The organism is Pseudoduganella aquatica (assembly GCF_009857595.1).
Taxonomy (GTDB): domain Bacteria; phylum Pseudomonadota; class Gammaproteobacteria; order Burkholderiales; family Burkholderiaceae_D; genus Rugamonas; species Rugamonas aquatica_A.
On record NZ_WWCU01000023.1, the window covers coordinates 84904 to 104062 of the forward strand.

Genomic DNA, 19159 nt, shown 5'->3' on the forward strand with positions numbered 1-19159 from the left:
TCCATGTTCAAACTTGCCCTCCGTATGACCCTGCGCGACTGGCGCGCGGGGCAGTTGCGCTTCCTGCTGGTGGCGCTGATCGTGGCGGTGTCCGCCCTGTCGGCGTCCGGCTTCTTTATCGACCGCTTGCGCGCGGCGCTGGAGCGCGACGCGCACCAGCTGCTGGGTGCGGACCTGGTGCTCAACGCGGACCAGCCGGTGGACCCGGCCTGGCGCGCGGAGGCGCAGCGGCGCGGCCTGTTGATGGCGGACACGGTGGTGTTCCCCAGCATGGCGCAGGCGGGCGAGGGCGACGCGGTGCAGTCGCAGCTGGTGTCGCTGAAGGCGGTGAGCAGCGGCTATCCGCTGCGCGGCCGCGTGAAGACCAGCACCGACGCCGTGCAGGCCAACGACGGCATCGGCGTGGCCGCCGGCGACGTGCCGCAGCCCGGCACGGCCTGGGTGGACGCCGGGCTGCTGACGGCGCTGAAGGTGGCGGTGGGCGGCGAGATCAAGCTGGGCGACAGGACCTTCAAGGTGGCCAGCCTGATCGCGGCCGAGCCGGACCGGGGCGCCTCCTTTATGAACTTTGCGCCGCGCGTGATGCTGCCGCTGCCGGACCTGGCCGCCACCGGCCTGGTGCAGCCGGGCGCGCGCGTGACCTACCGCCTGCTGCTGGCGGCGCCGCCGCAGCGCGGCGAGGCCATCGCCGACTATGAAGCCTGGCTGCGCGCAAAAATCGAGGCGGACGGCGTCAAGGGCGTGCGCGTCGATTCGCTGGAAGCGGGCCGTCCCGAGATGCGCTCCACCCTGGAGCGCGCCGACCGCTTCCTGTCGCTGGTGGGCCTGCTCTCGGCCATGCTGGCGGCGGTGGCCGTGGCGATGGCCGCGCGCCGCTTCATGACGCGCCACCTGGACGCCTGCGCCATGCTGCGCTGCCTGGGCCTGACGCAGAACCAGGCCACCGCCATGTATCTGATCGAGTTCCTGCTGGTGGGCCTGGCGGGCAGCGTGATCGGCGTGGCGATCGGTTTCGGCAGCCACTTCGTGCTGCTCGAAGCGCTGGGAAAACTGGTGGCCAACGACTTGCCGCCGGCTAGCATCCGCCCCGCGCTGCAAGGCGTGGCCACCGGCATGCTGCTGCTGGCCGGCTTTGCGCTGCCGCCCATACTCCAGCTGCGCAACGTGCCGCACAATCGCGTGATCCGGCGCGAAGCGGCCGCGCCGCAGCCGATGGCGCTGGCCACCTACGGCCTGGGCCTGGGCAGCTTTGTGCTGCTGTTGCTGTGGCAGGCAGGCGACGCCAAGCTGGCGCTGATGACGGCGCTTGGCTTCCTGGGCGCCTTCGCCGTGTTCGCGCTGGTGGGATGGCTGGGCCTGAAGTCGCTCAAGACGCTGCGCGGCGCCTTCCGCCACCAGGCCTGGCGCTTCGCTGTGACCTCGCTGCAGCGCCGCCCCGGCGCCACCGTGGTGCAGATCGTGTCGCTGGCGCTGGGCCTGATGGCCTTGCTGCTGCTGACCGTGGTGCGCGGCGATTTGATGACGGCCTGGCGCAACGCCACCCCGGCCGATGCGCCCAACCGCTTCATCATCAATATCCAGCCGGAGCAGAAGGACGAGATCGCCAAGCGGCTGGCCAGCGCGGGCGTGGTGAATGCGCCGCTGTATCCCATGATACGGGGCCGATTGATCGCCGTGAATGGCGCGGCCATCACCGCCGCCACCTACACCGACGAGCGCGCGCGCGGCCTGGCGGACCGCGAGTTCAACCTGTCCACCATGAACGCCATGCAGGAAGGGAACCGCATCGCGGCGGGGCAGTGGTTCAATGACGCGGCCTTGCCGGCCGGCGCGGCGGAAGCGTCGGTGGAGGAGGGCATTGCCAAGACCTTGCGCCTGAAGTTGGGCGACACCATGCGCTTCGATATCGCAGGCTCGCCGGTGGAGGCGAAGATCACCAGCCTGCGCAAGCTGGAATGGGGTTCGATGCGGGTGAACTTCTTCGTCATCATCAATCCCAAGGCGATGGCGGACGCGCCGCAAAGCTGGATCACGGCCTTCCATTTGCCCAAGGGGCAGGCCGCGCTGGGCAATGCACTCACGCGCGACTATCCCAACCTGACCATTGTCGACGTGGGCAGCGTGCTGCGCCAGGTGCAGGCGGTGCTGGACCAGGTGATCATGGCGGTGGAGTTTTTGTTTGCCTTTACTTTGCTGTCCGGCGTGCTGGTGCTGTACGCGGCGCTGATGGGATCGCAGGACGAGCGCACCCGGGAGGCGGGCTTGCTGCGCGCGCTGGGCGCCACCCGCAAGCAGCTGTCGCAGGCGCAGCTGATCGAGTTCACGCTGGTGGGCGCGCTGGCGGGCCTGCTGGCGGCCAGCGGCGCGGCGGCCATGGGCTGGGGCCTGGCGACCTACCAGTTCAAGTTTGAATGGGCTTTCAATCCGGGCGTGTGGCTGGCCGGGCTGGCCGTGGGCGCGCTGTGCGCCATCGCGGGCGGCTGGCTGGGGCTGCGCGGCGTGCTGTCCAAGCCGCCGCTGCAAACGCTGCGCGAAGCGTGATGGCGGGTTACGGCGCAAGCGCCTAACCCGCCCTACGGTCGTTGCGTAGTTGCGTAGGGCGGGTTAGCGCGGCGCCGCCGCGCGTAACCCGCCGTTACGCGGCTTCGCTCAGATACTGGGCGTGGGTGTAGGGCTGCTCGCTCAGATAGCTGGGCGGCAGCTCGAACAGCGCCCAGTAGTAGGTCTGCTCGCCCCGGCAGACCTGCGGCTCCTGGCAGTAGCGCTGCCATGCGCCGCCGATGGACCTGTCGTACATGCCATCGCGCCCCTCGTGGTCGAAGAAGGGCAGCACCCGGCGCTGCTCCAGCGCCTGCAGCAGCGGGCGCGGCGCGCCGCTGTCGCGCGCGATTTCGTATTGCGCCCGCATGCCCGCTTCCGTTTCCACCACCATCAGCTGCGCCTCGCCCGCCTCGTCTATCAGCAGGATGCCGTTCGGCTGGGGGAATATGTAGTGCTCCACGAAACCGTGGTTGTGGTACAGCTGGCGCACCACCTCGGCCACCTGGCGGCATTGCAGGAAGCTGTATTCGTGCATGGCCAGCAGGTCGCCGGCCACGCGTTCCTGGTCCAGGAACCAGGCTTGCTGCATGCGCGCGATCTCGCGTTCCAGCTGCGCCGGCGCGTCCCCGTCCTGCTTGCGCACGTAGCGGTCGATCAGGCCACTGTTCATGGCCTCCATGGCGATGCGCTCCTCGCCCGGCCCGGCCAGCAGGATTTTCTTGCACGGCAGGTATTGCAGCGCGCGGCAGAAGTCCAGGCCGTTCATATGCGGCATGTAAAAATCCACCACCACCACCGAGGGCACGGCAAAGCGCCCGCGCTGGCCGCTGACGCGGAAGATGCTGTCCACGTCCACCGTCACGCTGCAGGCCGGCAGGTCGTGGTTGACCCGCAGCGGCACGCGTTCGTGCTGGGGGCTCTGCATCAGCCAGGCCAGCGCTTCGTCCGCCTGGTGGAAAACCTTGCGTCCATGGGGCCGGGGCGGAAGACTTTGCAGCAAAGAACTGCTGTCGTCCACCAGAACGGTGAGCATGGGGTGGGCGTAGATGGGCAGTTTCATTCGCTTAATTACTTTTGATCAGAGTAGAAGTTTCTCGCGGAATAGTGCTTTGACGTTTGATCAATATCAAGCTTTTGCTGTGTAGGCTATGATGGAGCTTATGAATGAGCCACAATCCCTGTATGACACCATAGGCGGCGAGGGCAAGCTGCGTGAAATGGTGGACCGTTTTTACGACCTGATGGAGCTGGAGCCGGAATTTGCCGTGCTGCGCGCCCTGCATCCGCCCAGCACGGACGGCTCGCGCGACAAGCTGTTCTGGTTCCTGTCCGGCTGGATGGGCGGGCCGGACGCCTATATCGAGCGTTTCGGCCATCCGCGCCTGCGCATGCGCCACATGCCGTTCGCCATCGGCACCACCGAGCGCGACCAGTGGCTGCGCGCCATGGCCTGGGCCATGGAGGACGTGGGCATCGCCGAGCCGCTGCGCGTGCGGCTGATGGAATCCTTCTACCAGACGGCGGACTGGATGCGGAATCATCCGCATTGAACTGACTTCATGACCCATATCGAATTCCTCGTATTGCTGGCGCTGGGCGCCGTTTTGCTGGTCCTGCAAATCCTGATGCTGCTGCGCGGGCGAGGCGGCGGCGAGACGGCCGGCCTGGCCGCCCATATCGAGCGGGTGGAGCGCGAAGTGCGCATGCAGCTGCAGGCCACGGCGCAGGCCTCGCGCCAGGAAATGGGGCAGACGCTGGCGCAGTCGCACGCGGCCACGGTGCAGCAGCTGGACGGCATGCGGCGCCAGATCGAGGTGCTGACCGAGTCGAACGCGCGCCGCCTGCTGGAAGTGCGCGCCACGCTGGAAGTGAAAATGCGCGAGCTGCAGACCGACAACGGCGCGCGCCTGGAGGAAATGCGCAAGACCGTGGACGAAAAGCTGCACGCCACGCTGGAGGCGCGTTTGAGCGCGTCGTTCCAGCAGGTGTCGGAGCGGCTGGAGCGGGTGCACCAGGGGCTGGGCGAGATGCAGCTGCTGGCGCAGGGCGTGGGCGACCTGAAGCGCGTGCTGACCAATGTGAAAACGCGCGGCACCTGGGGCGAGGTGCAGCTGGAAATGCTGCTCGAGCAGGTGCTGACGCCGGACCAGTATGCGAAGAATGTGGAGACCGTGGCGGGCAGCAATGCGCGCGTGGAGTTCGCGCTCAAGCTGCCGGGCCAGGTGGCGGGCGGCGCGCCGGTGTGGATGCCGATCGACGCCAAGTTCCCGAAAGAGCAGTACGAGCGCCTGCTGGACGCTGCCGAGCGGGCCGATGCGGAAGGCGTGGCCACCGCCGGGCGCGAGCTGGAGCGCGCCGTGCGCGGCGAGGCCAAGACCATCGCCGACAAATACCTGGCGCCGCCGCAGACCACGGATTTCGCCATCCTGTTCCTGCCCACGGAGGGGCTGTACGCGGAAGTGATGCGCAGGCCGGGGCTGGCGGACGAGCTGCAGCGCGTGAACCGCGTCAGCATCGCCGGGCCGTCCACGCTGATGGCCTTGCTGAACAGCTTGCAGATGGGCTTCCGCACGCTGGCGCTGGAAAAGCGTTCGTCCGAGGTGTGGCAGGTGCTGGGCGCGGTGAAAACCGAGTTCGGCAAGTTCGGCGACGTGCTGGCCGCCACCAAGCTCACGCTGGAGAAGGCGGCGCGCAATATCGAAACGGCCGAAGTGCGCAGCCGCCAGATGGCGCGCAAGCTGAAAACCGTGGAAGCGCTGCCCAGCGAAGCGGCCCAGCTGATGCTGGGGCCTGACACTGATCAGGATGCGCTGGACAGTTGAGGCGCGGGTCCGCAGGCATGGCGGGTTACGCGGAGTTCCCCGCTAACCCGCCCTACGCCTCGATACGATGCCGCTCAATGCTGTGCATCGTAGGGCGGGTTAGCGGGCGCGCCCGCGTAACCCGCCAGCGGCCTAAACCAGGCCGTCGAACAGCACCACATCCACCAAATCGCCGGGCGCGGTGTCGCCCTGGCTTGCGTGCAGGACCACCATGCAGTTGGCTTCGGACATGGAGCGCAGAATGCCGGAGCCCTGGGCGCCGGTAATGCGCACTTCCTGCCCGCCCTGGCCATCGGCTGCGAGAATGCCGCGCTGGTATTCGGTGCGTCCCGGTTTCTTGCGTATGGCTGCCGCGCTGCGCGCGCGCATGAGCGGCAGCGCCTGGCGTTCCGCATCCACTCCCATCATCTGCAGCAGGGCGCCGCGCGCGAAGAAATAGAACGCCACCATGGCCGCGACCGGATTGCCCGGCAAGCCGAACAGCAGCGCGCTGTGCCCGCCGGACTGGATGCGGCCGAAGGCCATCGGCCGGCCGGGCCGCATTTCCATTTTCCAGAACGCCACGTCGCCCAGTTCCGCCATGATCTGGCGGATATAGTCGGCCGCGCCGGTCGACACGCCGCCGGTGGTCAGCACCACGTCCGCGTGTTCGCAGGCCTGGCGCAGCGTGGCGCGCAGCGTGTCCGGGTCGTCCTTCACGCTGCCCAGGTCGATGGCTTCGCAGCCTAGCCGCTCCAGCATGCCGAACAGGGTGTAGCGGTTGCTGTCGTAGATGCTGCCGGCGTCCAGCGTTTCGCCGATGGAGCGCAGCTCGTCGCCGGTGGAGAAGTAGGCTACGCGCAGGCGCGCCTGCACCGCCACTTCGGCGATGCCGAGCGAGGCGATCAGGCCGAGGTCGGCCGGGCTCACGCGCTTGCCCTTGCGCAGCGCGGGCGCGCCCGCCGCCAGGTCTTCGCCACGGAAGCGCCGGTTGGCGCCTGGCGCGATGCTGCCGGGCGCCACGGTGACGCTGCCGTCGCCCACGGCGGCGGCCAGTTCCTGCGGCAGCACGGTGTCCAGCCCTGGCGGCATGACGGCGCCCGTCATGATGCGCACGCATTCGCCCGGCCCGGCCGGCACGGCGGCGGGCCGGCCGGCGTAGGCGGTGGCCACGACCTTGAAGGTGGTGGGCGCATCGGGCAGCAGGTCGGCGCCGCGGAAGGCGTAGCCGTCCATGGCGGAATTGTCGTGCGCGGGCACATCGATGGGGGAGATGATGTCGGCCGCCAGCACCCGGTCCAGCGCGCTGCGCAGGCCCACCCGCTGCGCCAGCGGGACAGGGGCGTGCCGCTGCACCAGGCTGCGGATCAGGGCTTGCGCCTGCTCCACCGGCATGGCGTCCGGCGTGTAGCCGGCGCCGCCTGGCTGGTGCTGCGCTGGCTGTGCTGCGCGCGCGGCCAGCGCCTCCATGTCCTTCAGGTCGCCCAGCGTATTGATATTGCGGAAGGCGGCATTGTCGTCGAACAGCACTTCGGCCACCCGCACCGATTTGTACCAGCCGTCCATGCGGCGCGCGCCGCTGTCGAGATAGGCGCTCAGCTGCGGCAGCACAGAGGCTTTCATCAGGCTGAAGACGGGATGGACGCGCCGGTAGCGCTCGCCGCTCTCGTCCGTTTCCATGGTGACGGCCACGGCCAGGTCGGCGTCCTGGGTCAGCAGGGCTGCATGCAGGCGTTCGGCGAGGTCGGCGGGGAGAAAGGGGGAGTCGCAGGGGGCGGTCAGCAGCAATTCGGTGCGGCAGCGGCGCAGCGCGGTTTGCAGGCCGGCCAGCGGGCCTTCGAAGCCGGCCAGCTCGTCCGGCCAGACCGGCACGCCCATCGCCTCATAGGCGGCCTGGTTGCGGTTGGCGCTGATGGCCACGCTGGCCACCTGCGGCGCCAGGCGCTGCATCACGTGCGCGGCCAGTGTGCTGCTTTGGAAATGCTGCAAGCCTTTGTCGACGCGGCCCATGCGGGTGCCGCGTCCGCCTGCCAGTATCAGGCCCGTAATATTGATGACGCTCAAAACTATCCCCCGATGTAAGACATTTCGACTTTCTGGCGCTCGCCCAGGCCCGCCGTCTGGCTGCTGCGCAGCTCGGAATAACGGTCGCCGCGCGCCTGCCACAGGTGGCTGACTGCGCCGGCGATCTGGGCGTCGCTGCTGCCGTTGCGCAGCAGGGCGCGCAGGTCGTGGCCGCGCGTAGCAAACAGGCAAGTGTACAGCTTACCCTCGGTGGACAGGCGGGCACGGGTACAGTTTTGGCAAAATGCCTGGGTTACACTGGAAATCAGGCCGATCTCGCCGCCGCCGTCGAGGTAGCGCCAGCGTTCGGCGGTCTCGCCGCTGTAGTTGGCGGCGATGGGTTCCAGCGGCAGCTCGGCGCCGATGCGGCGCGCCACTTCGGCCGAGGGCAGCACTTCGTCCAGCTTCCAGCCGTTGGAAGCGCCCACGTCCATGTATTCGATAAAGCGCAGGATGGTGGGCGTGCCCTTGAAGTAGCGCGCCATGGGCAGGATTTCCTGGTCGTTCATGCCGCCCTTGACCACCATGTTGACCTTGACCGGTCCCAGGCCCACGCTGTGCGCCACGTCCACGCCGTGCAGCACGTCGGCCACGGCGAAGTCGACGTCGTTCATGCGTTTGAAGACGGCGTCGTCGAGCGCGTCCAGCGACACGGTGACGCGCTGCAGGCCGGCGTCCTTCAGCGACTGGGCTTTCCTGGCGAGCAGGGAGCCGTTGGTGGTGAGCGTGAGGTCGAGCGGCTTGCCGTGCACGGTTTTCAGCTCGGCCAGCATGCCGACCAGCTTTTCGATGTTTTTGCGCAGCAGCGGCTCGCCGCCGGTCAGGCGGATTTTTTCCACGCCGTGGGCGATGAAGATCTTCGCGATGCGCGTGATTTCTTCAAAGCTGAGCAGGGACGAGTGCGGCAAGTAGTTGTAATCCTTGTCGAACACTTCCTTGGGCATGCAATAGACGCAGCGGAAGTTGCAGCGGTCGGTGACGGAAATGCGCAGGTCGTGCAGGGGACGGGCGAGCTGATCCCGAAGCTCGCCGGTGGGCGCTTCCAGGACGGCTGGCACGACCGCGGCTTGCGAGCGTTGGTCGGTAAAGACGATGATTTTTTCAGACATGCGGATACGATAGCACGATGGCAGCCGCCATATGAAAAAGGGGAAGCACGCGGCTTCCCCTTTTTAGCTGGCGTCCTGCCGATTAACGGCGGGTGTCAACCTGGATCAGCGGCTCGTCCACTTGCGGTGGCAGCGGCTTGCGCTCGCGCGGTACGCGCACCGGAGCGGTGGCGGCTTGCGCGGCGGCTTCCTGCGCAGCGCGCAGTTTGGCCGGATCGGTGCCCGCCAGCGTCAGGCCGGCGGCTTCCAGGATGGCGTTCAGGTCGGCAGCCGGCTTGGCTGCTGGCGCTGCTTCTGCCACTGGGGCTGCTGGTGCAGGTGCTGCTACAGGCGCTGGCGCGGCTGCCGGTGCGGCTTCCACTACCGGCGCTGCCACTGGGGCGGCGACGGCGGCTGGTTCGGCTGCTGCTGGCGCTGGTTCTGCGGCAACCGGTGCCGCTACGGCTTCGGCCACTACTGCGGCTGGCGCTGCAACTGCTGCAACTTCCACTGGCGCGGCTGCGGCAGCTTCCACAGGCGCTGGGGCAACAACTGTAGCAGGTGCGGCAACAGGAGCAACTTCGGCTGCAACTTCAACCACCGGCGCTGCTTCAACGGCAGGCGCAGTTTCAACTACTGGTGCGGCTGCCACTACTGGCGCTGCGGCAGCTTCTGCCGGTGCATCCACCGCCACGGTCGGATCGGCCGGTGCTGCGATTGCCACTGGTGCTGGCGCTGCATCAACTGCAGGGGCTGCGGCTGGCGCGTCCACTGCCACGGTTGGGTCAACCGGTGCGGCGACGGCAACTGGCGCTGCCGGGGCTGCTGGAGCGGCTTCGCCTTCGGCCGGGGCCACGGTGAAGCTGATCACTGGTGCGGACTCGCCTTCGGCCAGTTCAGCACCTTCGGCTTCTTCGCGTTCGCGGCGGTTGCGGTTGCGGCCACCACGGCGGCGGCGGCGGCGCGGCTCTTCGCCGTCCACTGCTTCGCCGTCTTCGCCTTCAGGACCGGCGTTGGCTGGAACGTTGACTTGCACGTCGCCCACTGGCGCAGCGGCTGCCGGCACGCCGGTCAGGGTGACGGCGGCTACCGTAGCTGCGGCGCCGGCGGTCAGCGCCAGTTCGTCGGTTTTCACTTCCGCTGCAGCAGCCTTGTCGCCACGCGGTTCGCGTGGTGGACGCGGGGTGCGCTCAGGACGCTCGGCGCGCTCTGGACGTTCCGCGCGCTCAGGGCGCTCAGGGCGCTGGCCCTGGGCTTCGGCCGGCTGGCCTTCACGCGCTTCACGCGGCTCGCGTGGCGGACGCGGCGGGCGTGCCGGACGGCCTTCGCGGCCTTCGCGCGCTTCGGCCGGCTTGGCGGCTTCGTCGGCGCCGGCGCGGGCGCCTGGTTCGCGTTCTTCACGGCCTGGCTTGCCGTTGCGGCTGCGGCCGCGCGGGCCACGGGCGTTGCGGTCGCCGCGTTCGGTCGACGGCTTGGCGGCCGGGGCTGGCGCAGGCGCTGCAACCGGCTCTTCTTTCTTCGGTGCGAAGAAGGAGAACAGCTTGGCGAAGAAGCCTTGCTCGGCCGGCGCCGGCGCGGCCGGGGCGGCCTTGACCGGCTCCGGTGCGGGCTTGCGCTCCACCACAGGAGCAGGCTGGGCCGGGGTGATGGTCTTGACGACGGCTTCCTGGCGCGGCTTGGCTTCTTCCTTCTGGCGCTTGCTGTAGGCCATGTCGGTTTCGGCTTGCTCGGCCATGGTGTAGCTGGCGGTGTGGTCTTCCAGGCGCGGATCGTCGTGCTTGATGCGCTCGAGCTTGTAGTGCGGCGTGTCCAGATGCTTGTTCGGGATCAGGATCACGTTGATGCGGTGGCGGTTTTCGATCTTCAGCACTTCGCCGCGCTTTTCGTTCAGCAGGAAGGCTGCCACGTCCACCGGCACTTGCACGTGGATGGTGGCCGAGTTTTCCTTCATCGCCTCTTCCTGGATGATGCGCAGCACCTGCAGGGCGGACGATTCGGTGTCGCGGATGTGGCCGGTGCCCGAGCAGCGCGGGCAGGTCACGTGCGAACCTTCGGACAGCGACGGACGCAGGCGCTGGCGCGACAGCTCCATCAGGCCGAAGCGGGAGATCTTGCCCATCTGGACGCGGGCGCGGTCGTGGTGCAGCGCGTCTTTCAGGCGCTGTTCCACTTCGCGCTGGTTCTTGGCCACTTCCATGTCGATGAAGTCGATCACGATCAGGCCGCCCAGGTCGCGCAGGCGCAGCTGGCGGGCCACTTCTTCAGCGGCTTCGCAGTTGGTGTTGAAGGCGGTGGTTTCGATGTCCGAACCGCGCGTGGCGCGGGCCGAGTTCACGTCCACCGACACCAGCGCTTCGGTGTGGTCGATCACGATGGCGCCGCCCGATGGCAGCGGCACCGTGCGCGAGTACGCGGTTTCGATCTGGTGTTCGATCTGGAAGCGGGAGAACAGCGGCACGTCGTCGCTGTAGCGCTTGACGCGGTGCACCATGTCCGGCATCACGTGGCTCATGAACTGGTGAGCCTGCTCGTAGATCTCGTCGGTGTCGATCAGGATTTCGCCGATGTCGGGCTGGAAGTAGTCGCGGATGGCGCGTATCACCAGCGACGATTCCTGGTAGATCAGGAAGGCGCCGTTGCCGACTTTGCCTGCGCCTTCGATTGCGCGCCACAGCTGCATCAGGTAGTTCAAGTCCCACTGCAGCTCTTCGACGTTGCGGCCGATGCCGGCGGTGCGGGCGATCACGGACATGCCTTGCGGCAGGTCCAGCTTGTCCATGGTTTCGCGCAGTTCCTGGCGTTCTTCGCCTTCGACGCGGCGCGATACGCCGCCGCCGCGCGGGTTGTTCGGCATCAGCACCAGGTAGCGGCCGGCCAGCGAGATGAAGGAGGTCAGGGCCGCGCCTTTGTTGCCGCGCTCCTCTTTTTCCACCTGCACCATGATTTCCTGGCCTTCGCGCAGCGCTTCCTTGACGGAGGCATTGCGCACGTCCACGCCTTCGCGGAAGTAGGTGCGGGCCACTTCCTTGAACGGCAGGAAGCCGTGGCGGTCTTCGCCGTAGCTGACGAAGCAGGCTTCCAGCGACGGTTCGATGCGGGTGATGACGCCTTTGTAGATGTTGGACTTGCGCTGTTCACGACCAGCGGTTTCGATGTCGATGTCGATCAGTTTCTGACCGTCGACGATGGCAACGCGCAATTCTTCTTGCTGCGTCGCATTGAACAACATGCGTTTCATTTTTATTAACTCCGCGGCCCGAAGGCCATCTCTTGCCGTTCCCTCGGGAACGGCGTGATACCAGGGATATACGCGGGAGTAAGGAGGCGGAGGGGTTTTGCCTCGTCATGCAGCGCAGCAACGCGGTAGCGTTGCGGCCGCAAAGGGCGCATGAGGCCGAGCGTCATGCCGAGTACGCGCACTGCTTGCAACTCATCCAACGGGCCAACCGGAGCAAACCGGGGCGGGGCGGAGAATGCAGGCGTGCGCAAAACGTCGAGCCAGAGCATCTTGTATGGTGCGTGGCGAAAACGGCAAGCGTAATCAGCTTCATCAACCGGCGAGCAACGACTGTGTGCTTGCTCGCCGGACTTATCCTAACAATCCAGCCAATCTAATCCCAGCACCCGTGCACGCTACCCGATGGCGACAGTGGCCGCCACCCTGATGACCGCACGAGTGTGCGTATACATTTATTTCCACTGAATTTGCTAAATAAGCGAGGCCAGTGGATACGCCCCTGTGTAAAATGTGCTTTTATTCTTACACGTACAGCAGCTTAAACTGCGGCAAAACGATTATATATTCAAAATGAAGGACTTAGAGAGAATTTCTGGGAAGAACGGCCGAAACATGGTCCAGAATGCGGCGCAAAAGCCGCAAGCCGCCGTCCCCGCACCGGTCCTGCCGCAAGCACAGTTCCTGACGATAGACGAAGAAGACGCCGGCCAGCGCATCGATAACTACCTGTTGCGCATTTGCAAAGGTGTGCCGAAAAGCCATATCTACCGTATTCTGCGTTCCGGCGAAGTGCGCGTCAACAAGGGCCGCATCGATCAATTGTACCGTCTGGTACAAGGCGACGTCGTGCGCGTGCCTCCCGTGCGCGTGGCGGAAAAGTCCGAGGCCAGCGTGCCCGCCGCCGAGTTCGCCATTATTTTCGAGGATGCCCACCTGCTGGTGATCGACAAGCCGGCCGGCACCGCCGTGCATGGCGGCTCGGGCGTGTCCTTCGGCGTGATCGAGCAGCTGCGCGCCTCGCGCCCGGACGCCAAGTTCCTGGAACTGGTGCACCGCCTGGACCGCGACACCTCCGGCCTGCTGCTGCTGGCCAAGAAACGTTCCGCGCTGACCAATCTGCACGAGCAGATGCGCGACGGCCATACCGACAAGCGCTACCTGACGCTGGCCGTGGGCGACTGGAAAAACGCCCGCCAGCATGTGAAGTCGCCGCTGAAGAAGTATTCCACGGCCGACGGCGAGCGCCGCGTGGCGGTGTCGCCGGACGGGCTGGCCTCGCACACGGTGTTCACCCTGCTGAAAAAATACCCGCAATTCGCCTTGCTGGAAGCCGAGCTGAAAACCGGCCGCACGCACCAGATCCGCGTTCATCTGGCATCGTCGGGCTTCCCCATCGCAGGTGACGACAAATACGGCGATTTCGCCTTGAACAAGGCGCTGCAAAAGGCCGACGCCACGCGCGGCGCGCTCAAGCGCATGTTCCTGCACGCCCACCAGATTACGTTCACCCACCCGGAAACGGGCAAAACCATGACCCTGAATGCGCCGCTGGCCGCCGAGTGCGAGCGATTCTTGGTAAGCTTGGGTAAACCATTGAATTTATAATTAGAGGAGCCGGCGGCAGGCAGCGCCGGAATACATGGCAAGAAAGCAATTTGATCTCATCGTGTTCGATTGGGATGGCACGCTGATGGACAGCACTTCGACGATAGTGCGCTGCATCCAGGCCGCCGCCAAGGATCTGGGCCTGCCGATACCGGGCGAGGACGCGGCATCGCACGTCATCGGCCTGGGCTTGTACGAGGCCATGCAGGCGGTCATGCCCAATATCGACCCCAAGTACTATCCGCGCATGGTGGAGCGCTACCGCTACCACTATCTGTCCAAGGACCACGAGCTGACCTTGTTCAAGGGCGTGGGCGAGATGCTGCAGGAGCTGTCGCAGCAGGCCTATTTCCTGGCCGTGGCCACCGGCAAGAGCCGCGTGGGCCTGAACCGCGCCATGAACGCGGCCGGGCTGCTGTCGCTGTTCGACGCCACGCGCTGCGCCGACGAAACGTTTTCCAAGCCGCATCCGGCCATGCTGCAGGAGCTGACCCGCGAGCTGGGGCAGGACCTGAAGCGCACCGTGATGATAGGCGACACCAGCCATGACTTGCTGATGGCCAACAATGCCGGCGCGGCCGCCGTGGCGGTGGAATATGGCGCCCACCCGGTGGACCAGCTGCGGGCCTGCAATCCCATGTACTCGGCCCGCACCGTGGCCGAGCTGCACCAGTGGCTGAACGAGAACGCCTGATGAGCGACAGCGTGGATATCCTGATCTGCGCCGCCGACGCGGTGCAGGACCTGGGCCGGGGCGTGCGCTTTCCGGTCACGGCCGGCGGCGAAGACGCCACCGGCTTCGTGGTGCGCTATGGCGGCAAGGCCTACGGCTACCTGAACCGCTGCGCCCATGTGCCCATCGAACTGGACTGGAACCAGGGCGAGTTCTTCGAATCGAGCAAGCTCTACATCATGTGTTCCACCCACGGCGCGGTGTATCTGCCGGAAAGCGGCCAGTGCGCCGGCGGCCCGTGCCGCGGCGGGCGGCTGCGCCCCATCACGGTAGTGGAACACGACGAACAACTTTACTGGCAGCCGGACGACTATGTCCGGCCCGCCCGCGCCTGAGCGGCGACCACCCGAGCTAATCCATGAGTGACAATACAAGCGATACGAATTCAGGCGGCGAGCCCAGCGGCAGCCCCCAAGCGGGGGGCGGCGCGCCGGCCCCGGCCAAGTCCGCAGCGGGCTTGAACTGGGAGCGCGAAGTGCTCGAGAAACTGGTGCTGTCCACGGTGCGCGAGCGGCGCGCCAACCGGCGCTGGAGCATCTTCTTCAAACTAATGACCTTGGTGCTGGTATTTATCGCCATCGCAGCTTATTTTGATTTCACCTTCCCTGGCAGCGACTCGGAAACGCTGGGCCGCCACACCGCCCTGATCGAGATCCAGGGCGACATCGAAGCCGAGGGCAGCGGTTCCGCCGCCGTGGTGATCCCTGCGCTGAACAAGGCGTTTTCGGACCACGGCTCGGTGGCGGTGGTGCTGCACATCAACAGTCCCGGCGGCAGCCCGGTGCAGGCCGGCATGATCGTGGACGAGATCCGCCGCCTGCGCCAGGGCTATCCGTCCAAGCCGCTGTACGTGGTGGTGAATGAAATTTGCGCCTCGGGCGGCTATTACATCGCCGCCTCGGCGGACAAGATCTATGTCAACAAGGCCAGCATCGTCGGCTCCATCGGCGTGCTGATGGACGGCTTCGGCTTCAACGGCATCATGAACAAGGTGGGCGTGGAGCGCCGCCTGCTGACAGCGGGCGCCGACAAGGGCTTTATGGACCCGTTCACGCCGCTGAGCGACAAGCACCGCCAGCATGCGCAAACCATGCTCAACGAAATCCACGCCCAGTTTATCGACGTGGTGCGCACGGGGCGCGGCAAGCGCCTGAAGGAAACGCCGGAAACGTTCTCGGGCCTGTTCTGGACCGGCGCGCGCGCCATCGACATGGGCCTGGCGGACGGCCTGGGCACGGTGGACACGGTGGCGCGCGATGTGATCCATGCCGAAGACATCGTCGACTACACGCAGCACGAGGGCTTGCCTGAGCGCGTGCTGAAGAAATTCGGCGCCGCGATGGGGGCGGGCGCCATGAAGGCGGCCGTGCAGAGCGCCGCGCCGGCGGTGCGCTAGGCAGGGACGAAAGTTTGCGCTATGTGCGAGCGCACTGTGCAATATTGATAATCCGGCCTGATTTGTTCTTGTATTCTCCCGGGGGTGGGCTATATTGGTGATGTAGTTCTTTCCCAGGAGGCCAGCATAAACAGCATAACTCGTTGTCTGCACACGTTTACCGTAAGTCAGAAACGAACTACTCAACCGCATCGCTGATGCGGACCCGAGAGAATTTCAATTCCTCGCATTGAGTCCCGCAACGGGACATGAGAACGGCGGCGTAACAGCCGCTGTTTTCATTTGTGCTGTCCATTTCGCCCGCCTCCTGCTGCCGGAATCCGCCGCCCGCCAGCCAGTCCATGAAATGCTGTTGGGCCGCCGCATGCCAGCCAGCTTGCGCCGCCAGGGCCGTATCCTGGCCGTGAACGCCCAGCCGCCAGCGCTCCACGCCCAGCGAAGCGGCATGCAAAGCGAGGTGGCGGCTGGCGGTTTTCGGGGAACTCATCTCTCATCCTTTCTTACACCAGTAGGGAAATTCCTACCTTAAATTAAGTGTAGTCAAGCGAGGTGAACGGCCTTTGATCTACATCAAGCCCTGATTGAAATCTGGTAAAGTCTCGCCCTATGAGCAAATTATCCTTAGACCGCATCCTGCAATCCCAGGGTTTCGGCACGCGCAAATACTGCCGCGCCCTGATCGAAGACGGCGAAGTCAGCATCGCCGGCGAAGTCCATGACAGCTACAAGACCAGCCTCGAGACCGAGGGCCTGGTCCTGACCATTTTTGAAGAAGAATGGGTGGTCCGCGAACACCTGTATATCGCCCTGAACAAGCCGGCCAACTACGAGTGCTCGCGCAAGCCCAGCCACCATCCCGGCGTGCTGACCCTGCTGCCCGAGCAGTTCAGCTGGCGCGAAGTGCAGCCTGTGGGCCGGCTCGACCACGACACCACCGGCATGCTGCTGATGTCCGACGATGGGCCCTTTATCCATGCACAATCGTCGCCGAAGCGCCATGTTCCCAAAGTTTACCAGGCCACCACCCAGGACCCGGTGACGCCGGAACTGGTGGCGCAACTGCTGGCCGGCGTGCAGCTGCACGACGAACCGGCGCCCCTGGCGGCGCTGGTGTGCGAGCAGCGCGGCGAACACCAGCTGGAAATCGTGCTGGAGCAGGGCAAATACCACCAGGTCAAGCGCATGCTGGCGGCCGCCGGCAACCACTGCAGCGCGCTGCACCGTTCCGCCATCGGCCAGCTGCAGCTCGAATCGCTGGGCCTGGCCGAGGGCGAGTGGTGCTATCTGACGCCGGAACAGCTGGCGTTGCTGGCCCCCGCCTGAGGGCGAGCAGAGAGGGAAAACACATGCTGTTCGCTTGATGCCGCGGCGTTGCCCGCAGGCATAATGGGACTATTCCTCAAGATAGTCAGAGCTTCACATGGCAGAAGAAAGCGAAAGCGAAAAGACAGAACCGGCGTCACAGAAGCGCCTGGACCAGGCGCGTGAGGAAGGCGATGTTCCCCGTTCGCGCGAAGTGGCGACGTTCACCGTGCTGATGACCGCCGGCGCCGGCCTGTGGATGACCGGTTCCGGCCTGGTGCGCGACCTGTCTTCCGCCATGGTGTCCGGCCTGGCGCTGAGCAAGGAACAGATTTTCAATCCCGATGTGCTGCTGACCCGCGTCGGCATCGATATCGGCCGCGTGATGCTGGCCTGCCTGCCGCTGGGCGTGGCCGTGATGGTGGTGGCGCTGGTGTCGCCGCTGCTGGTGGGCGGCTGGCTGTTCAGCGGCAAGGCCGTCGCTCCCAACCTGATGAAGCTCAACCCCATGCGCGGTCTGGGCAATATGGTGTCCACCAACGCCCTGGTGGAGCTGGTGAAAGCCATCGCCAAGACCCTGGTGGTGGGTTTTGTCGCCTACCTGGTGGTGATGAAACAGAAGGATGCCGTGATCGGCCTGGCGATGGAGCCGTTCAAGCTGGGCAGCGTGCACATGCTCGATATGCTGGGCATGAGCTTTTTGTTCATCGTCGGCGCGCTGGGCCTGATCGCCGCCATCGACGCGCCTTACCAGATGTGGCACTACGCCAACAAGATGAAGATGACGCGCCAGGAGATGATCCAGGAGTCCAAGGAGTCCGACGGCAACCCCCAGATCAAGGGCAAGATCCGCCAGATGCAGCGCGAGATGGCCAAGCGCCGCATGATGGCCGACGTGCCGACCGCCGACGTGGTGGTGACCAACCCGACCCACTATGCGGTGGCGCTGAAGTACACCGACGGTTCGGGCGCGCCGAAAGTGGTGGCCAAGGGCACCGACGAGGTGGCGGCCAAGATCCGCGAACTGGCGCGCGAGCACAAGGTGGCCATCCTGGAAGCGCCGGCGCTGGCCCGCGCGCTGTACAAGCACAGCGATATCGGCGACGAGATTCCGCAGCGCCTGTACGCGGCCGTGGCCGAAGTGCTGGCCTATGTGTTCCAGCTGCGCACCTTCAAGCCGGGCGGCCGCTATCCGGACCGCCCCGGCAAGCTGGACGTGCCGGACGATATGGACCCGAACCATCCGGCCTACGAGCTGGCCAAGCAGGCCAAGCAGCAAGCCTTGCAGAAGAAAACCGATAACAACGCAGGTAACAGCAACGGAGCACAGCAATGAACAGCATCAGACTGCCGGAATGGATGAGCCGCGCCTTTGGCGGCGTGAGCGGCGCGGCGGGCGCCAACGGCAAGAGCCTGGCGGCGCCCATCCTGATCATCATGCTGCTGACGATGATGGTGCTGCCGCTGCCGGCGTTTGTGCTGGACCTGTTCTTCAGCTTCAATATCGCGCTGTCCATCATCGTGCTGCTGACGGCCTTGTACACCGTCAAGCCGCTCGACTTCATGGCTTTCCCGACCGTGCTGCTGGTGTCGACCATGCTGCGCCTGGCCTTGAACGTGGCCTCCACCCGCGTGGTGCTGACCGAGGGCCACACCGGCGCGGCGGCGGCCGGCAAGGTGATCGAGGCCTTCGGCCACTTCCTGATCGGCGGCAACTACACCGTCGGTATCGTGGTGTTCATCATCCTGACCATTATTAACTTCACCGTGGTCACCAAGGGCGCGGGCCGTATCGCCGAAGTGGGCGCGCGCTTCGCCCTGGACGCGATGCCGGGCAAGCAGATGGCGATCGACGCCGACCTGAACGCCGGCCTGATCGGCGAGGCGGAAGCGCGCAAGCGCCGCAGCGAAGTGTCGATGGAGGCCGAGTTCTACGGCGCCATGGACGGTGCGTCCAAATATGTGCGCGGCGACGCGGTTGCCGGCATCCTGGTGACGGTGATTAATATCGTCGGCGGCCTGCTGGTCGGCCTGATCCAGCACGACCTGCCGTTCGGCGAAGCCATCAAGACCTACACGCTGCTGGCCATCGGCGACGGCCTGGTGGCGCAGATTCCTTCGCTGGTGATCTCGATCGCCGCCGGTATCGTGGTGTCGCGCGTGGCCAGCGAGCAGGACATCGGCACCCAGGTGATAGGCCAGCTGTTTGCCAAGCCGCAAGTGCTGTACATCACCGCCGCCATCATCGGCGGCATGGGCCTGATCCCCGGCATGCCCAATCTCGTGTTCCTGCTGCTGGCCGGCGTGCTGGGCGGCGCCGGCTACCTGATGGCCAAGCGCACCCGGGAAGGCGGCGCGGCGGCCGGCGGCGCGGCGCCGTCGGGCGAGGGC

15 protein-coding genes are annotated in these 19159 nt (G+C 65.9%); 10 read left to right on the top strand and 5 right to left on the bottom strand.

What is annotated here, in order from left to right:
* Nucleotides 1-3 precede the first annotated feature (3 nt).
* Nucleotides 4-2541, top strand: coding sequence for an ABC transporter permease (locus GTP77_RS19295; protein WP_223149371.1), 2538 nt, complete (start codon nt 4-6; stop codon nt 2539-2541).
* Between the two features lie 94 nt (nt 2542-2635).
* Here the strand turns inward: GTP77_RS19295 and GTP77_RS19300 are convergent, their stop codons facing one another.
* Entirely contained in the window at nt 2636-3601 is a 966-nt protein-coding gene (locus tag GTP77_RS19300) for a hypothetical protein (protein ID WP_161073769.1), read from the bottom strand.
* A gap of 91 nt (nt 3602-3692) precedes the next feature.
* Here GTP77_RS19300 and GTP77_RS19305 point away from each other — a divergent pair, with 91 nt between their 5' ends.
* Nucleotides 3693-4091: a group II truncated hemoglobin gene (locus tag GTP77_RS19305; RefSeq protein ID WP_371869376.1), complete on the top strand. Its 399-nt coding sequence runs from the start codon at nt 3693-3695 to the stop codon at nt 4089-4091.
* A 9-nt stretch (nt 4092-4100) separates the two neighbouring features.
* Nucleotides 4101-5363: a DNA recombination protein RmuC gene (locus GTP77_RS19310; protein ID WP_161073771.1), complete on the top strand. Its 1263-nt coding sequence runs from the start codon at nt 4101-4103 to the stop codon at nt 5361-5363.
* Nucleotides 5364-5495: 132 nt separating this feature from the next.
* On the opposite strand, the gene moeA is transcribed toward GTP77_RS19310, so the two are convergent.
* The 3 genes from moeA to GTP77_RS19325 form a co-directional block, all read right to left on the bottom strand.
* Nucleotides 5496-7406 carry a molybdopterin molybdotransferase MoeA gene (gene moeA, locus GTP77_RS19315; RefSeq protein WP_161073772.1) on the bottom strand — a complete coding sequence of 637 codons (1911 nt, stop codon included), beginning with the start codon at nt 7404-7406 and terminating at the stop codon, nt 5496-5498.
* Between the two features lie 2 nt (nt 7407-7408).
* A complete protein-coding gene (gene moaA, locus GTP77_RS19320) occupies nt 7409-8515 on the bottom strand; it encodes a GTP 3',8-cyclase MoaA (protein ID WP_161073773.1) in 1107 nt (368 codons plus the stop codon).
* Nucleotides 8516-8597: 82 nt separating this feature from the next.
* Nucleotides 8598-11732: an Rne/Rng family ribonuclease gene (locus tag GTP77_RS19325; RefSeq protein ID WP_161073774.1), complete on the bottom strand. Its 3135-nt coding sequence runs from the start codon at nt 11730-11732 to the stop codon at nt 8598-8600.
* A 612-nt stretch (nt 11733-12344) separates the two neighbouring features.
* Between GTP77_RS19325 and GTP77_RS19330 the strand changes: the two genes are divergently transcribed.
* Genes GTP77_RS19330 through GTP77_RS19345 form a run of 4 tightly spaced genes read left to right on the top strand, consistent with a single transcriptional unit; the run spans nt 12345 to nt 15466 of the window.
* Nucleotides 12345-13337 carry an RluA family pseudouridine synthase gene (locus tag GTP77_RS19330; protein WP_371869375.1) on the top strand — a complete coding sequence of 331 codons (993 nt, stop codon included), beginning with the start codon at nt 12345-12347 and terminating at the stop codon, nt 13335-13337.
* A gap of 34 nt (nt 13338-13371) precedes the next feature.
* On the top strand, nt 13372-14031 hold the full coding sequence (locus GTP77_RS19335) for an HAD-IIIA family hydrolase (protein WP_161073776.1): 660 nt from the start codon (nt 13372-13374) through the stop codon (nt 14029-14031).
* On the top strand, nt 14031-14405 hold the full coding sequence (locus GTP77_RS19340) for a Rieske (2Fe-2S) protein (protein WP_161073777.1): 375 nt from the start codon (nt 14031-14033) through the stop codon (nt 14403-14405). Before GTP77_RS19335 ends, GTP77_RS19340 begins: the two co-directional genes overlap by 1 nt.
* A 23-nt stretch (nt 14406-14428) precedes the next feature.
* A complete protein-coding gene (locus GTP77_RS19345; protein ID WP_161073778.1) occupies nt 14429-15466 on the top strand; it encodes a S49 family peptidase in 1038 nt (345 codons plus the stop codon).
* A 178-nt stretch (nt 15467-15644) separates the two neighbouring features.
* Here GTP77_RS19345 and GTP77_RS19350 read toward each other — a convergent pair whose 3' ends face one another.
* The gene (locus tag GTP77_RS19350; protein WP_161073779.1) at nt 15645-15953 is read right to left on the bottom strand and encodes a hypothetical protein; all 309 of its coding nucleotides are present in this window, start codon (nt 15951-15953) and stop codon (nt 15645-15647) included.
* 119 nt (nt 15954-16072) lie between these two features.
* Between GTP77_RS19350 and GTP77_RS19355 the strand changes: the two genes are divergently transcribed.
* The 3 genes from GTP77_RS19355 to GTP77_RS19365 form a co-directional block, all read left to right on the top strand.
* A complete protein-coding gene (locus GTP77_RS19355; RefSeq protein ID WP_161073780.1) occupies nt 16073-16789 on the top strand; it encodes a pseudouridine synthase in 717 nt (238 codons plus the stop codon).
* Nucleotides 16790-16886: 97 nt separating this feature from the next.
* Nucleotides 16887-18104, top strand: coding sequence for a flagellar biosynthesis protein FlhB (flhB, locus tag GTP77_RS19360; protein WP_161073781.1), 1218 nt, complete (start codon nt 16887-16889; stop codon nt 18102-18104).
* A partial coding sequence (locus GTP77_RS19365) for an FHIPEP family type III secretion protein (protein WP_187358775.1) occupies nt 18101-19159 on the top strand: 1059 nt, incomplete at its 3' end. The genes flhB and GTP77_RS19365, both read left to right, overlap by 4 nt.